This is a genomic window from Thalassobius vesicularis (assembly GCF_004799325.1).
Taxonomy (GTDB): Bacteria; Pseudomonadota; Alphaproteobacteria; order Rhodobacterales; family Rhodobacteraceae; genus Thalassobius; species Thalassobius vesicularis.
The window spans coordinates 259,736-274,393 of record NZ_SSMD01000006.1 but is presented as its reverse complement, the minus strand read 5'-3'; the positions used below and the strand labels follow the sequence as shown (position 1 = coordinate 274,393).

15 protein-coding genes and 1 pseudogene are annotated in these 14,658 nt (G+C 63.6%); 13 read left to right on the top strand and 3 right to left on the bottom strand.

Annotated elements, in window-relative coordinates:
* Positions 1–124 (bottom strand): annotated as a pseudogene (locus tag E7681_RS19145) (c-type cytochrome); the annotation flags it as partial.
* Between the two features lie 109 nt (positions 125–233).
* On the bottom strand, positions 234–1,433 hold the full coding sequence (locus E7681_RS14100) for an NnrS family protein (protein WP_136339940.1): 1,200 nt from the start codon (positions 1,431–1,433) through the stop codon (positions 234–236).
* A 332-nt stretch (positions 1,434–1,765) separates the two neighbouring features.
* Between E7681_RS14100 and cobA the strand changes: the two genes are divergently transcribed.
* The 11 genes from cobA (at position 1,766) to E7681_RS14045 (ending at position 11,993) form a co-directional block, all read left to right on the top strand.
* Complete coding sequence (gene cobA / locus E7681_RS14095; protein WP_136339939.1) at positions 1,766–2,548, top strand: uroporphyrinogen-III C-methyltransferase; 783 nt, start codon at positions 1,766–1,768, stop codon at positions 2,546–2,548.
* Positions 2,541–2,864 carry a c-type cytochrome gene (locus tag E7681_RS14090; protein WP_136339938.1) on the top strand — a complete coding sequence of 108 codons (324 nt, stop codon included), beginning with the start codon at positions 2,541–2,543 and terminating at the stop codon, positions 2,862–2,864. Before cobA ends, E7681_RS14090 begins: the two co-directional genes overlap by 8 nt.
* The gene (locus E7681_RS14085; protein ID WP_136339937.1) at positions 2,861–4,012 is read left to right on the top strand and encodes a cytochrome D1 domain-containing protein; all 1,152 of its coding nucleotides are present in this window, start codon (positions 2,861–2,863) and stop codon (positions 4,010–4,012) included. The genes E7681_RS14090 and E7681_RS14085 overlap by 4 nt, the downstream gene beginning before the upstream one ends.
* Positions 4,013–4,015: 3 nt before the next feature.
* Positions 4,016–5,008, top strand: a complete 993-nt coding sequence (gene ahbB, locus E7681_RS14080; RefSeq protein WP_136339936.1) for a siroheme decarboxylase subunit beta — start codon at positions 4,016–4,018, stop codon at positions 5,006–5,008.
* Position 5,009: 1 nt separating this feature from the next.
* Positions 5,010–5,483 carry an Lrp/AsnC family transcriptional regulator gene (locus E7681_RS14075; RefSeq protein ID WP_136339935.1) on the top strand — a complete coding sequence of 158 codons (474 nt, stop codon included), beginning with the start codon at positions 5,010–5,012 and terminating at the stop codon, positions 5,481–5,483.
* Positions 5,480–5,965, top strand: coding sequence for a siroheme decarboxylase subunit beta (gene ahbB / locus E7681_RS14070; RefSeq protein ID WP_136339934.1), 486 nt, complete (start codon positions 5,480–5,482; stop codon positions 5,963–5,965). Before E7681_RS14075 ends, ahbB (E7681_RS14070) begins: the two co-directional genes overlap by 4 nt.
* A gap of 2 nt (positions 5,966–5,967) precedes the next feature.
* Positions 5,968–7,185 (top strand): heme d1 biosynthesis radical SAM protein NirJ, encoded by a 1,218-nt coding sequence (nirJ, locus tag E7681_RS14065; protein WP_136339933.1) that lies wholly within the window; start codon positions 5,968–5,970, stop codon positions 7,183–7,185.
* Between the two features lie 76 nt (positions 7,186–7,261).
* Entirely contained in the window at positions 7,262–8,767 is a 1,506-nt protein-coding gene (locus E7681_RS14060; RefSeq protein WP_136339932.1) for a nitrite reductase, read from the top strand.
* A 22-nt stretch (positions 8,768–8,789) separates the two neighbouring features.
* The gene (locus E7681_RS14055; protein WP_342777062.1) at positions 8,790–8,984 is read left to right on the top strand and encodes a hypothetical protein; all 195 of its coding nucleotides are present in this window, start codon (positions 8,790–8,792) and stop codon (positions 8,982–8,984) included.
* Positions 8,985–9,129: 145 nt separating this feature from the next.
* Positions 9,130–11,316 carry a YjbH domain-containing protein gene (locus E7681_RS14050; RefSeq protein ID WP_246032488.1) on the top strand — a complete coding sequence of 729 codons (2,187 nt, stop codon included), beginning with the start codon at positions 9,130–9,132 and terminating at the stop codon, positions 11,314–11,316.
* Positions 11,313–11,993 carry a YjbF family lipoprotein gene (locus E7681_RS14045; protein ID WP_168733215.1) on the top strand — a complete coding sequence of 227 codons (681 nt, stop codon included), beginning with the start codon at positions 11,313–11,315 and terminating at the stop codon, positions 11,991–11,993. Before E7681_RS14050 ends, E7681_RS14045 begins: the two co-directional genes overlap by 4 nt.
* A gap of 66 nt (positions 11,994–12,059) precedes the next feature.
* Here E7681_RS14045 and ychF read toward each other — a convergent pair whose 3' ends face one another.
* Positions 12,060–13,157, bottom strand: a complete 1,098-nt coding sequence (gene ychF / locus E7681_RS14040; protein ID WP_136339929.1) for a redox-regulated ATPase YchF — start codon at positions 13,155–13,157, stop codon at positions 12,060–12,062.
* Positions 13,158–13,289: 132 nt separating this feature from the next.
* On the opposite strand from ychF, the gene E7681_RS14035 reads away from it, so the two are divergent.
* Both E7681_RS14035 and trpA read left to right on the top strand, forming a co-directional pair.
* Positions 13,290–13,706: a VOC family protein gene (locus tag E7681_RS14035; protein WP_136339928.1), complete on the top strand. Its 417-nt coding sequence runs from the start codon at positions 13,290–13,292 to the stop codon at positions 13,704–13,706.
* 91 nt (positions 13,707–13,797) lie between these two features.
* Complete coding sequence (gene trpA / locus E7681_RS14030) at positions 13,798–14,589, top strand: tryptophan synthase subunit alpha (protein ID WP_136339927.1); 792 nt, start codon at positions 13,798–13,800, stop codon at positions 14,587–14,589.
* Positions 14,590–14,658 lie beyond the last annotated feature (69 nt).

Here is a 14,658-nt window from a genome sequence, read left to right as displayed (position 1 = left end):
CCGTCGACTCCTTCACGATGTAACGATGTGACTGGGCCGTTAGACCCACAAATATCAATATGAAGAACAACGACCCGCCATAAAATATGTTCCGGGCCATGCTCTTGGTCATGACTTCGCGCATCGCGCCATTCCTTCCCTCGAGTGGTTGTTGGTTTTTGGTGACAGAAGTCATGCGGGTCGCAGCCGAGTCGCTCCTTAACGAAAGTCAACCGGAGGGGCGGATATGCGGCCTAGGCGGCGTTTTCGCGGTATCTTTGGCCGAAAAACACGCGCCACAGACCGACAACATAGAGGCAGAAGGCCAGCAGCCAGAGCCCACCGGACACCAGAATCGCCATTTCATAGAGCCCGGGCATGACGGTTGCGGCATATCGCACTGCGGCCGCAACGGGCACCAACGCATAGGCCAGAGCGACCGGCGCGGGGGCGATCAGGGGCCGCCCGGAATGGCCGATCGCGGCGCGAGACATCACCGATATGGTCATCCCGGCAACGCCACCGATGCCCAACAGGTGCAAGGCGCCGACCTCGGACCCCAGCCCAAGGAACGCGGCACCCAAAGCGATCAACCCCAGGCCGTTCAGCCCATAGGACAGGTGCAGGGTCCACAGGATTGGCTGGCCGCGCGTCCACAGACCCTGCCACAAGGCCAGCCGCGCCAATCCGGTGACGCCTGCCAACAGGCACAGCGCACCGACCACATATTCGGGCAGGCCCACGATATAAGCCAGCACGGCGACGATGGCGGTCAGGATCGAGATCACGGCCAGTGGCATGGGTGTCCTGGGCAGGTTATCATCGCGCCCGGTGCGCACCATCGCGTTGCGGGTAAAGGCTGGCGTCACGCGCCCGCCCAGAATCTGGATCAGCGCAGCCAGGGCCAACAGCCCGATGCGAATGCCCGCGTCTGCCGATTGCTCGACCAGGCCCAACCAGTCCAGATGCATGAACAGATTGCCGACCCAGAACAGGGCGATCACCACGACGATCAGAAACTGACGGGGATTGAACCGCTTCAACAGCATGGCCGCGATGCTGACCGCAATGATCGGAACAAAGGTCAGATCGACCAGCGCCACCACCCCTGCCGACAAGCCGGGTGCTGCCCACATCACCAGCCGCCCCAGAAACCAGATGGCCGAGGCGATGACGAAAAACCGTGCCGGCGCGCCGCGAGAGTTGGTCCAGTTCGGCGCGGCGGTCAGCAAAAACCCGGCGATCGCGGCACTGCCGTAGCCAAAGATCATCTCGTGCGCGTGCCACAGATAGGGGGCCGTCATGTGCTGGAACGGATCGGTGTTTAGCCCGTAGACCTGTGCAGCGAACCAGCCCAGCCAGAGCGCCATGCTGACGATGGCGAACAGTCCCGCAGCCAGAAAGAAAACCCGATATCCGGCGGAAAACAGACGACGAACCGAAGCAAAAACCATTTCCGAAGCCTCTTTTTGGGACTCTGGGCGCTGCTAAACCACCCCCACCGCCCGAGAAGCGACATGCGCTGACGGGTGTTTCCCTGACCAAAGTCCGAACCGTCTCTGGCTTCCTTAACTTAAGTCAAGGAAGCCCAGAGCGTCCTTGCGCAGATTGCCTCCAGCCTTAACCCGAAATGGAGAACGCCCGTGGTCCTCCGATTCACCCAGCGATGCGGGGGGTTTCTGCAAACCTGTTTGCAGCCCGCAATTTCACTGGGATCCGAGTCGCCCATCACGACCCGTCCGGACCGTTCCCGTTTCCCGACATGCAGACCGTGAAAGCCAAAGCCATGAAAGATTTGACCGAGGGCAAAGTTTACCTCATCGGAGCAGGTCCGGGAGATCCCGAATTGCTGACCCTCAAGGCGCTGAGACTGCTGCAATCGGCGGATGTCATTGTCTATGACAGGTTGGTCTCTCCCGAGATCATGAGCCTGATCCCCCGTGGTGCGCGCCTGATTGACGTGGGCAAGATGCCCAAGTGCCACAAGGTGCCGCAGGACCAGATCAACACCATTCTGGTGCAAGAGGCCAACCGCGGGCTGTGCGTTGTCCGACTCAAAGGCGGCGACCCGCTGATCTTTGGGCGCGGCAGCGAAGAAGCCGCCGAGCTGCGCCTGCATGGTATCGCTGTCGAATACGTGCCCGGCATCACCTCGGCACAAGGCGCGGCCTGTTCGACGGGCGTGCCGCTGACCCATCGCGGGCTGGCAACCAGTGTTCGCTATGTCACCGGCCACCGCGCCAAGGACGCCACGCTGGATCTGGACTGGGCCAGCCTGGCCAATCAGGACACCACGCTGGTCGTCTACATGGGCGCCATGAACATGGAGGAGATCGCCGGAGAGTTGATCTCGCATGGTCTGCCCGCCTCGATCCCGGCGATGGCGATTGCCTCGGCCACCACCCCGCGCGAACAGCGGCTGGTCTCGACGCTGGGACAACTGTCCGGCGCGCTGGACCGCTCGGACCTGATCGCGCCGATCCTTGTGGTCATCGGCCACGTCGTGTCGCTGTATCCCGATGTCGTTGCGGCCCATGCAACCCAAGACGCGGTGGCCGCCTATGCCTAGTTCTGCCACGCTGATCGCTGTCGCTGCCTGCGCGCTGGCCCTGCCGGTATGGGCCGAGATCGCGCAGCCGCGTGCAGCTGAACTGGAACACATGGTCATTCAGGACTGCGGGTCCTGTCACGGCCTGACGATGAAAGGCGGGCTGGGCAGTCCCCTGACCCGCGAGGCGCTGGACGGCGCCGACCGCGAGGTGCTGGCCACCATCATTCTGGATGGCGTCCCCGAAACCGCCATGCCCCCCTGGCGCCCCCTGATTACCGAGGAAGAGGCGCTCTGGATCGCCGATTACCTGCTGAACAGAGAACAGACCCAATGAAACGATTTCTTGCCGCAACCGCCCTGGCCCTTCTTCCCTGCTTTGCGCTGGCGGAAACGCCCTGCTGCTCGACCGGTGATCTGGGATTGATCATCGAACGGGCGACCGGATCGCTGCTGGTTGTCGATCGCTCCGAACATGCAGCGGTCGGCCGGATCGAAGGCTTGGGGGACATGTCCCACGCCTCGATGACCTACAGCCCTGATGAACGCTTCGCCTATGTCTTTGGCCGCGATGGCGGTCTCAGCAAGGTGGACATCCTTGAACAAAAGATCGTCGCCCGCACCATACAGGCGGGCAACTCGATCGGCGGGGCGATTTCGGACGACGGCAAACTGGTCGCCGTGTCCAACTACACCCCCGGCGGCGTCAAGGTCTTTGACGCTGACACGCTCGAACTGGTGGCCGACATCCCCGCGCCGGGCAAAACGATCGGTCTGGCCGATCTGCCGGGCCGCCGATTCATCTGGTCGGTCTGGGACTCGGGCGAGGCTTACCTGGGCGATTTTTCCGGTGACGAACCGGTCGTGACCAGCCTGGGCCATGTCGGCAAGAACCCGTTCGACGCCGTGGTGACGGACGACGCGCACACCTACCTGATCGGCCTGTTCGGCGAAAAGGGCGTCACCGCCATCGACCTGTGGCAAGACCCGCCCAAACCCATCCGTTTCCTCAATGATTACGGCAAGGACCAAGAGGATATGCCGGTCTACAAGATGCCCCACCTGCAAGGCTGGGCCTTCAGCGAGGGGCAGTTCGTTCTGCCCGCGGTCGGACAATACCGGCTGCTCTGGGTCGACCGTGAAACCCTGAAGGACACCGGCACCACCGAAGTGCACGGCCAGCCGGTTTTCATCATCGCGCAACCCGCCAGCCCCTATGTCTGGGTCAACTTCGCCACCCCGCGCAACGGCGTGGTGCAGGTCGTGGACACCCGCACCCATGAGGTCGTGAAGACGCTGGAGCCCGGCAAGGCAGTTCTGCACATGGAGTTCGCCCCGCGCGGCGCCGAGGCCTGGGTCTCGGTCCGCGACGAGAACAAGATCGTCATCTACGACACCCGCACCTTCGAGAAAAAGGCCGAGATCGCCGCGCAGGCACCCTCGGGCATTTTCTTCACCGCGCGCGCCCACCAGCCGGGATTATGACCGATGATTTCACGCCTGCATCAGCTTGACCGGACCCTGTTGAACGACTTTCAGCGCGATTTTCCCTTGGTGAACCGCCCGTTTGCGCAGATCGCGGAAACCGTCGGCGCCACCGAGGACGAGGTGCTGTGCCACCTCACTCGCCTGCAAAACGAGGGCCGCATCGCCCGTGTTGGCGGAACGGTGCGCCCGAACACGGCCGGGGCCTCGACCCTGGCGGCCATGGCCGTCCCCGACGAGGCGCTGCATGACGTCGCCCAACGGGTCAGCCAGGAACCCGGCGTGAACCATTCCTATCTGCGCGAAAACGACTGGAACCTGTGGTTCGTCAACACCGCCCCGAACGAGGCGCTGCTGGAAGCCTCGCTGGACGCTATCCGCCGCGATACCGGCCTGCAAGTGCTGGACTTGCGCCTTGTGCGCCCGTTCAACATCGACCTTGGTTTTTCGCTGTCCGGCGACAAGCGCAGCCTGCCGCCGCAGCGCGACCCGGACCTGAGCGTCCTGCAAGAGCAAGACCGCGGCCTGCTGCACGCCCTGTCTCAGGGCATGCCGATCTGCCAGACCCCGTTCGCCAAGCTGGCTCAGACCCTGGGCATGGCCGAGAACGCGGTGATCGACCGAATCCAGACGCTGTTCGACGCTGCGATCCTGACGCGGATCGGGGTGATCGTCCGGCACCGCTCGGTCGGTTGGTCGTCGAACGCGATGGTGGTCTGGAACGTCCCCCAGGACCGCATGATCGCCGCCGGCACCGCGCTGGCCGCGCATCCCGGCGTGACGCTGTGCTATCAGCGGCGCACGGTTCCGGGTGTCTGGGACTATGGCCTCTACTCGATGATCCACGCCCGCAGCCGCAGCGAAGCCGACGCAACCCTGCGCAGCGCCGCCGCCCTGCCCGAACTGGCCGGGATCGACCACCTGCCGCTCTACTCGTTGCATTGCTACAAGCAGACCGGCGCCGTTCTGGATCAGCCAATCCGAAAGGCAGGCTGACATGCGCCGCATCACCCTTCCCCCTGACGCGCTGGACAGCACTGACCGTGTGCTCATCAACCGCTTGCAGGACGGTTTCCCCCTGTCCTCGCACCCCTTTGCCGAGATTGGCGAGGAACTGGGGCTGGATCAGTCCGAGGTCATCTCGCGCATTTCGCATCTGCGCGACATCGGCGCGGTCACCCGGTTTGGCCCGTTTCTGGACGCGGCCGCGATGGGCGGGGCGTTCTGCCTGTGCGCCATCGCCGTCCCCGAGGACCGCTTCGAAGACGTCATGACTTTGGTCAATGCGCATCCCGAGGTCGCGCATAATTATGAGCGCATCCACCGCCTGAACATGTGGTTCGTGCTGGCCTGCGATAAGGCCAGCCAGATCGACCGGGTGGCGGACCGGATCGAGGCAGAAACCGGGCTGACGGTTCTGCGCTTTCCGAAACTCAAGGAGTTCTTCATAGGGTTCAGGGTCCACGCATGAGCATCGACGCCACCGACAGAAAAATCCTGACAGCGACCCAGGCGGGCCTGCCCCTGGTGGCCGAACCCTATGCCGAGGTCGCCCGCTGGCTGGATATGACCGAGGCCGAGGTGATCGAGCGGTTGGCCAAAATGAAGGACCGCGGCGTGATCCGTCGCATCGCCGTCGCCCCCAACCACTACGCGCTGGGTGTCGTCGCCAACGGCATGAGCGTCTGGGACGTTGACGATGCCGTCGCCGAAGAGCTGGGCGCCCAGGTCGGCGCGCTGGACTTCGTCAGCCATTGCTACCTGCGGCCGCGCGCCCTGCCCGACTGGCCGTATAACCTGTTCGCCATGCTGCATGGCCCAGACCGCGACGCGGTCGAGGCCCACCGAACCGAGGTACGGGCCCTGCTGGGCGCGTCCTGCCGCACCAGCGACATTCTCTATTCCGCGCGCATCCTGAAAAAAACCGGCATGCGCCTGGCCGAAGGAGCCTGACAATGTTCCGCCTGACCCAATACATGCGAGAGCTGACCCAACCCACGCCGATCCGTGGCCGCCGAGGCTCTGGCCCGGTGAAACCCGTGGTGATCTGGAACCTTACCCGGCGCTGCAACCTGAAATGCCGCCATTGCTATACCACCTCGGCCGACGTCGATTTCCCCGGAGAGCTGACGCACGAACAAGCGATGGGCGTGCTGGACGACCTCAACGGCTTCGGCATCCCCGCGCTGATCCTGTCGGGCGGCGAGCCGCTGTCGCGCTTCGACTTCTTCGATCTGGCGACACGGGCGCGGCAGCTGGATTTCCGCTACCTGGCACTCAGCACCAACGGCACGAAATTGGTGGGTGACACTGCCGCACGCGTGGCCGATCTGAACTTTGACTATGTCGGCATCTCGATCGACGGGCTGAAGGACTTCAACGATTGGTTCCGCGGACAGGAGGGCGCCTTTGCCGAGGCGATGTCCGGCGTCCGCGAATGCAAGAAACGCGGCATCAAGGTCGGCCTGCGCTTCACCATCACCGAGCAGAACGCCCATATGCTGGAGGACATGCTGGACCTGTGCGACAGCGAAGGCATCGACAAGTTCTACCTGTCTCATCTGGTCTATAGCGGCCGGGGCGACAAGAACCGGGGCGACGACACCCAGCACCTGCGCACCCGCCGTGCGATGGATACGCTGATCGACCGCGCCTGGATCGCCGTCGCCGAAGACCAGCCGCTGGAGATCGTCACCGGCAACAACGACGCCGACGCGGTCTATTTCCTGAAATGGGTCCGCAAGAATTTCGACGAGGCCCGCGCGCAGCACGTAGAGAAGCACCTGGAGGCCTGGGGTGGCAATTCCTCGGGGCTGGGTGTTGCCAATATCAGCCCGCTGGGCACGGTCCACCCCGACACCTACTGGTCGGTCTACACGGTCGGGAACGTCAAACAGACGCCCTTTACCCAGCTGTGGACCGGCGACGACCCGATGCTGGCCACGCTGCGCCAGCGCCCCCGCCCGCTGAAAGGCCGCTGCGGAGCCTGCGCCTTCAAACAGGTTTGCGGCGGCAATACCCGCATCCGGGCGCTGCAGATCTCGGGCGACCCCTGGGCCGAGGATCCGGCCTGCTATTTCTCGAACGCCGAAATCGGCCTGACCGACGCTGAACGGCTGACCGTGACCCCATTCCGAGGCAAGAGCCATGACCCCGAACACCGTTTTTTCTGACCGCCGCCGTGTTGCGAGCCCCGCAGCCCCGGGGCGCTGCCCCGGACCCCGGAGTATTTCATTCAGAAAGAAGCTGATGGCCGGGATGTTCGGGCTGGTCGCGGCAAGCGGCGCCTGGGCGGACCCGGATGGCGCGGGCATCTACATGGATCTTTGCGCCTCGTGCCACGGAGAGGCGCGTCTGGGCGGCATCGGGCCGGCGTTGATCCCCGAAGCCTTAGGGCGCTTGCGCGGCGAGTCGCTGAGCGGGATCATCGCGAATGGCCGCGTGGCCACGCAGATGCCCGCCTTTGCCACGACGCTGTCGGCCGAAGAGGTCGAGGCGGTGGCCGCTTATGTTTCATCGCCGCTGGCGCATATTCCCGACTGGGGCGTTGCAGAGATCGAAGCCAGCCGCGTGATGACCGAGAATTACCTGCCAGTGCAGAAGCCTGTCTTCGAGGCTGACCTGATGAACATCACGCTGGTGGTGGAAACCGGGGATCACCATGTCTCGGTTCTGAATGGCGACACGTTCGAGGTGCTGGATCGTTTTGCGACCCCGTTTGCCGTGCATGGCGGGCCGAAGTTCAGCCCCGATGGGCGCTATGTCTTCGTGATGTCGCGCGATGGCTGGGTGCAGAAATACGACATCTGGGCGCTGAAAGAGGTCGGCCGCATCCGCGCCGGCGTCAACAGCCGCAACATCGCGATGAGCGAGGATGGCCGCTGGCTGGCCGTGGCGAACTACCTGCCGCACACGTTGACCATCCTGTCGACCGAGGATTTGCACGTCGCCAGCGTGCGCGAAATCGTGGCGCAGGACGGCCAGAGCAGCCGGGTTTCGGCGGTCTACCAGGCCCCGCAGCGGCGCAGCTTCATTCTGGCGCTGAAAGACGCGCCCGAGATCTGGGAGATCGGAACCTCGGACGATGCCGGCCCCTTTGCGGATGCGAAAACCGGCGAGGAAAAAGGCGTTTTCGCGCGCCGTCGGATCGTCGTGGACGAACCGCTGGACGATTTCTTTTTCACCCCGGACTACGGCAAGCTGATCGGGGCCAGCCGCGCGGGCGACCGTGGGGTGGTGGTCGATCTGGATGCGGGCAAGGAAATCGCCGAACTGCCCCTGCCCGGCATGCCCCACCTTGGATCTGGGATCTCGTGGCAGCGCGCAGGTCATGACGTCATGGCCACGCCGCACCTGAAAGAAGGCAAGCTGAGCGTGATCGACACCAAGGACTGGTCGATCGTCAAAGTGATCGAGACCTTGGGGCCAGGGTTCTTCCTGCGCAGTCATGAAAACTCGAAATACGTTTGGGCAGATGTGTTTTTCGGGCCGAACAAGGACAAGATGCACGTCATCGACAAGGAAACGCTGGAGATCGTCAAGACGCTGGACCCGGCACCGGGCAAGACCGTTGCCCATATCGAGTTTACCAAGACCGGCAAATACGCCCTTGTCTCGATCTGGGAGGATGACGGCGCTGTCATCGTCTATGATGCCGAAACGCTGGAAGAGGTGAAACGCCTGCCGATGCGCAAGCCCTCGGGGAAATACAATGTCTGGAACAAGATCACCTTCTCGGACGGAACCAGCCACTAAACGGGCGCCGATCCGGCTGCAATTGCTGCTGTACCCGTTCTCGGCGGGGGCGGTTGCGATCAACCTTTTCCTGCTGTTCCTGATGCTGCAGGCGGTGGGCATCCCCGCAATGCCCCCGCTGATCGCGCTGTATTTGGCGATCCCTCTGGGCATTCCCGCGAACTGGCTGGTGACCCGCTGGGTGCAGGGCCTGATCGACCAGGCCGAGGGGCGCTGACGCACCGGACCCGCCAATGCCCGGCACTGTGGCAAATCGCACCCGTTGTGAGTCACCTTGCCAGAAGCGGGCAGTAAACTGTTGCCATCCTCGGTCCGGATCGCTTACCCGTGGGTAATAAATTTGACCATGGGCAGTTTTGGACATGATGAAACACGGCGGCAATAAGCGCACAGACATTTCGGGCACCCGGACGACAGCGCGCCGCAAGGCTCTGCTGGGTGGCGGTGTGATCGCAGCGGTGCTGGGCGCTGGCGTTGCAATGGCGCAGGATGTCCCGTTCTTTGGCCTCTATGGCACACCGGGCGTCATCGACATGCCCTCGGCGGACATGGCCCCTGACGCCACGCTGTCGACCTCGATCTCGAACTTTGCGGGCACGACCCGTACGACGATCTCGTTCCAGGTTCTGCCGCGCCTGTCGGCCAGCTTCCGCTATACCGCGATCCAGAACCTGTACCTGCCGGGCTGGACCCGTGACACATATTACGACCGCAGCTTCGACATGCGCTATCTGGTGCTGAGCGAAACCGATATGCGCCCCGCCGTCTCGGTCGGTCTGCAGGATTTCATCGGCACCGGCCTTTACGGCGCCGAATACATCGTCGCCAGCAAGAATGTCGGCCGCCGCCTGCAATTCACCGCAGGTCTGGGCTGGGGCCGTCTGGGCAGCTTTGGCGCGCTCGGATCGACCGGCACCCGCCCGAACGAGGTGATTGGCCAGGGCGGCATTCCCACCTATGACCGTTGGTTCCGCGGCGATTTCGCGGCCTTTGGCGGCATCGCGTGGAAAGCCACCGACCGGTTGACGCTGAAGGTCGAATATTCCTCGGACGCCTATGATGACGAAGTGGGCAGCGGCACCAACAGCGGCACCGCCTATGGCCCGGTCTTCGACAAGAAATCGCCGTGGAACTTCGGGCTGGATTACCGCCTGCGCAATGGCTCGCAGCTGTCGCTCTATTCGCTTTACGGTTCGGAAATTGGCGCGATGTTCACCATGCACGCCAACCCCTACCGCTCGTCCTTCCCCAGCGGGCTGGAGCAAGCGCCGCCCCCCATCCGCGTGCGCGGCAATGCCGAACGCTCGGATCTGGGCTGGCAGAACGATGTCAACGTGGTCAACGGCCTGCCCGTGCGCGTCCGCAGCCAGCTGGAATCGCAGGGCATGCGCTTCGAAGGGATGGAGCTGACCGCGACCACCGCGACCTTGCGCCTGAACAACCCCCGCTACGGTAACGAGCCCGAAGCGATCGGTCGCGCCGCCCGCGTGATGTCGCGCATCCTGCCCGGCTCGATCGAAACCTTCGTGATCGTGCCGATGGTGAAGGGCGTGCCGATGGCCGCCATCACCCTGAAACGCACCGATCTGGAGCGTCTGGAACACGCCCCCGCCGACCAGATGCTGGCGCGTCTGGGCATCGCGGACGGCGCAGGTCAGGCCCCTAGCCTTGCCCCCGGCACCCTGCAACGCCTGAACTGGTCCTTCGGCCCGTTCATGCAACTGAGCGTGTTCGACCCCGACAACCCCATTCGCTATGACCTGGGCCTGCGGGCGCGCGCCAGCTATCTGCTGATGCCGAACCTGGTCCTCTCGGGCTCTCTGTCGAAAAAGCTGAACGGTAACCTGGATTCGGTCACGCGGACCGTGACTTCCGGCCTGCCGCGCGTACGCACCGACTATGCCCAATACAGCCGTCAGGGCGACCCCGCGATCGAGCACCTGACCCTGACCCATTTCGGCCGTCCCGGTAAGAACCTGTATAGCCGCGTCACCCTGGGCTATCTGGAATCCATGTATGCCGGCGCCTCGGGCGAGCTGCTGTGGAAACCCGTTGGCAGCCGCCTTGCCCTCGGGGCCGAGCTGAACTGGGTCCGTCCGCGCGACTTTGACCAGATGTTCGGCCTGCGCAGCAACGTCACCTCGTCGGGCACCATCCCCGAGCTGAACGGCCACCTGTCCGCCTATTACGACTTCGGCAACGGCTTCCACGGTCAGATGGATGTGGGCCGCTACCTGGCGGGCGACATCGGCACCACCCTGTCGCTGGACCGTGAGTTTGCCAATGGCTGGCGCGTGGGCGCCTATGCCAGCTTCACCGACGCCAATATCGACGACTTCGGCGAAGGCTCTTTCGACAAGGGGATCCGCATGACGATCCCGTTCGCCTGGGTCACCGGCAAGCCGACGCGTCAGGAAAACACCATCGCCATCCAGTCGCTGACCCGCGACGGCGGTGCGCGCCTGAACGTGAACGACCGCCTCTATCCGCTGGTGCGTGATTACCACCAGCCCGAACTGGCCCGCGCATGGGGAGGCTTCTGGCGATGACCATGAAAACCGTCATGAAATTTCCGATGCTGGCACTGGCATCCGTTCTGCTGCTGGCCGGGTGCGGCAATGGCCCGGATCAGGGCAGCATGCTCAAATCGCTGCGCACCAGCGCGCTGTCCAAGCTGAAAGGCGACAGCGCAGCTGCCCCGCAACAGCTGGACGTCGCGGCGGCGCTGAAGGCGACGGATGCTTCGATGGCGCTGATCTCGCAAAAGGATCGTGGCGGCACCCAGGCGCTGGTCGTCCAGATCGAGCAGAACGGCCCCTACCGCACCTACGCCACCGCCTCGCGCCAGACGCTGACACTACGTCAGGGTTTGGTCACCAACACGCGCGGCTTGGGCGACGACATCATGTCGTCCGAGGTCTCGGGCAGCCTGTCGCTGATCACCGCCCGTCGGGCCGGAACCTCTAACCGCGTTCTGCATTACCTCAACGGTGCGAAGGAACGCGTCGCCGTGCGCTATGATTGCGAAACCTACGTGACCGGGTCCGAGCGTGTCGCGCAGGGTGTGATTTCGGCCAACGCGACCGAGCTGACGGAGAACTGCGTCTCCAGCAGCCACAAGTTCACCAACACCTACCTAGTGGATGGCAGCGGCACGATCCTATCCTCGCAGCAGTGGATCAGCCCGATGCAGGGCTATTACGACATCCGCTTGCTGCGCCGCTAAGCCAGCAGTCAGACAAAACAAAAGGCGCGGAAAACTCCGCGCCTTTTTGCATTTCTGGTGGCCTGATCAGGTGTTGAACAGGAAGTGCATGACGTCACCATCCTGCACGATATAGGCCTTACCTTCTGCGCGCAGCTTGCCGGTTTCGCGGGCCTTCGCCTCGCCACCGCAGGCAACGTAATCGTCATAGGCGATGGTTTCTGCGCGGATGAAGCCCTTTTCGAAATCGCCGTGGATCACACCAGCCGCCTGAGGCGCCCCGGTGCCCTTGCGGATGGTCCAGGCGCGAGCCTCTTTCGGGCCGACGGTGAAATAGGTCTGCAGTTGCAGCAGCTGGTAACCGGCGCGGATCAGGCGATCCAGACCGGCCTCTTCCAGCCCCATCTCGGACAGGAACATTTCGGCTTCTTCGTCGTCCAGCTGGCTGATCTCTTCCTCGATCCGAGCCGAGATGACGACATGCGAGTTACCCTGCGCGGCGGCCATTTCCGCGACGGCGGCGGAGTGGGCGTTGCCATTGGCAGCGTCTTCCTCGGCCACGTTGCAGACATACAGAACCGGCTTCGAGGTCAGCAGCTGCAGCTGTTTCCACAGTTTCATGTCCTCGGCGGCGACCTGCACCAGACGCGCGGGCTTGCCGTCCTCCAGCATCGCCTGAGCGGCGGCCAGCAGGCGATCGGTTTCGACCGCTTCCTTGTCATTGCCCTTCAGCTTGCGCACCAGGTTGGCACGGCGCTTCTCGATCGATTCCAGATCGGCCAGCATCAGCTCGGTCTCGATGGTTTCGGCATCGGCAACCGGATCGACACGGCCCTCGACATGGGTCACGTCGCCGTCTTCAAAGCAGCGCAGCACATGGGCGATGGCATCGGTTTCGCGGATGTTGGCCAGGAACTGGTTGCCCAGACCCTCGCCCTTCGAGGCGCCCTTCACCAGGCCCGCGATGTCCACGAACGTCATCCGCGTCGGGATGATCTGCTTCGAGCCCGCAATCTCGGCCAGCTTGTCCAGGCGCGCATCCGGCACGGCCACGTCACCCACGTTGGGCTCGATGGTGCAGAAGGGAAAGTTCGCCGCCTGCGCGGCCGCGGTTTTAGTCAGCGCGTTGAACAGGGTCGACTTGCCCACGTTCGGCAGACCCACGATGCCCATCTTGAAACCCATTGCGCTCTCCTGATGCTGGTGTCGTGGCTTCATAGGCAAACCCCCGCCCCACTGCAAGCGCAGGCGAAGACTCGTTGACGGATTGCGCCCCGCAGGGCAGCGTTTTCCTGCGTTTTACCCCGGAGTCCCGTTATGAGTTTCGATCCCTACATCCACTTCCCCGGCACCTGCGCCGAGGCGATGCAATTCTACGCCGACATCTTTGGCGGCGAATTGGCCGTCATGCCCTATGCCGCCGCCCCCGAGGGCCAGGCCCCCGAGATGCCCCATGACCCGTCACGCGTAATGCACGCCTGCCTGTTGCTGGATGGGCGGATGCTGCTGGCCTCGGACTACCCCTCAGCCGAGATGGACCAGCCGCAAGCCTCAGTCTCCATCTCGCACGAATGCACGGATCGACCCACCGCCGCGGCACTGTTCGACAAACTGGCCGAGGGCGCGCAAATGGTCATGATGCCATTCGGAGACGTGTTCTGGTGCGACGGTTTCGGTATGATGACGGACCGCTTTGGAACGACCTGGATGATCAGCGGGCCTTCGACAATGTAAACGCCTTGATTGGCGTCCCATGACAACGCGGGCATTGCCTTTGCCGCCGTCCTTTGGCACATCTGGCCGGACTGCAGACAAAGGACAGCCCATGACCCGGATCGACGCCAAATTCGCCGCCCTGCAAGCCGAAGGCAAGAAGGCCTTCGTCGCCTATATCATGGCGGGCGATCCCGATTACGCGACCTCGCTTGAGGTGCTGAAGGGCCTGCCGGCTGCGGGTGTGGACATCATCGAATTGGGCCAGCCTTTCACCGACCCGATGGCCGACGGCCCCACGATCCAGCTGGCCGGCCAACGCGCTCTGGACGGCGGCCAGACCCTGCAAAAAACGCTGGATATGGCGACCGAGTTCCGCAAGACCGACGACACCACGCCGATCGTGCTGATGGGCTACTACAACCCGATCTTCTCGCGCGGGGTCGAGAAATTCCTGGTGGATGCGAAAGCCGCTGGCATCGACGGCCTGATCGTCGTGGACCTGCCCCCTGAAGAAGATGACGAGCTGTGCATTCCCGCACAAAAGGCCGGTCTGAACTTCATCCGCCTGGCAACCCCCACCACCGATGATGAACGCCTGCCCACCGTGCTGCAAAACACCTCGGGCTTCGTCTATTACGTCTCGATCACCGGTATCACCGGCGCCGCCGCCGCCCAGGCCGCCGACGTCGCCCCCGAAGTCGCCCGGATCAAGGCCAAAACCGACCTGCCAGTGATTGTCGGCTTCGGCATCCGCACCCCCGAGACCTCGCAATCCATCGCCAGCGTGGCCGATGGCTGCGTCGTCGGTTCTGCCATCGTGGGCGAGCTGGCCTCGGGCAAATCTGTCCCCGAAGTGCTGGCCTTCGTCAAATCCCTGGCAGACGGCGCCCACCGCGCCTGACCTTGCGCAAAATGCAACGTGATTGAGGGGCTTTGCCCCTCTGCGCTGCGCGCATTCACCCCAGGATAT

Excerpts from the sequence above, each read along its gene's own strand:
- ahbB (WP_136339934.1), top strand. The coding sequence starts at position 5,480 with ATGAGCATCGACGCCACCGACAGAAAAATCCTGACAGCGACCCAGGCG.
- E7681_RS14100 (WP_136339940.1), bottom strand. The coding sequence starts at position 1,433 with ATGGTTTTTGCTTCGGTTCGTCGTCTGTTTTCCGCCGGATATCGGGTT.
- trpA (WP_136339927.1), top strand. The coding sequence starts at position 13,798 with ATGACCCGGATCGACGCCAAATTCGCCGCCCTGCAAGCCGAAGGCAAG.
- E7681_RS14085 (WP_136339937.1), top strand. The coding sequence starts at position 2,861 with ATGAAACGATTTCTTGCCGCAACCGCCCTGGCCCTTCTTCCCTGCTTT.
- nirJ (WP_136339933.1), top strand. The coding sequence starts at position 5,968 with ATGTTCCGCCTGACCCAATACATGCGAGAGCTGACCCAACCCACGCCG.
- E7681_RS14090 (WP_136339938.1), top strand. The coding sequence starts at position 2,541 with ATGCCTAGTTCTGCCACGCTGATCGCTGTCGCTGCCTGCGCGCTGGCC.
- E7681_RS14035 (WP_136339928.1), top strand. The coding sequence starts at position 13,290 with ATGAGTTTCGATCCCTACATCCACTTCCCCGGCACCTGCGCCGAGGCG.
- E7681_RS14050 (WP_246032488.1), top strand. The coding sequence starts at position 9,130 with ATGATGAAACACGGCGGCAATAAGCGCACAGACATTTCGGGCACCCGG.
- cobA (WP_136339939.1), top strand. The coding sequence starts at position 1,766 with ATGAAAGATTTGACCGAGGGCAAAGTTTACCTCATCGGAGCAGGTCCG.
- E7681_RS14075 (WP_136339935.1), top strand. The coding sequence starts at position 5,010 with ATGCGCCGCATCACCCTTCCCCCTGACGCGCTGGACAGCACTGACCGT.
- ychF (WP_136339929.1), bottom strand. The coding sequence starts at position 13,157 with ATGGGTTTCAAGATGGGCATCGTGGGTCTGCCGAACGTGGGCAAGTCG.
- E7681_RS14045 (WP_168733215.1), top strand. The coding sequence starts at position 11,313 with ATGACCATGAAAACCGTCATGAAATTTCCGATGCTGGCACTGGCATCC.
- E7681_RS14060 (WP_136339932.1), top strand. The coding sequence starts at position 7,262 with ATGGCCGGGATGTTCGGGCTGGTCGCGGCAAGCGGCGCCTGGGCGGAC.
- ahbB (WP_136339936.1), top strand. The coding sequence starts at position 4,016 with ATGATTTCACGCCTGCATCAGCTTGACCGGACCCTGTTGAACGACTTT.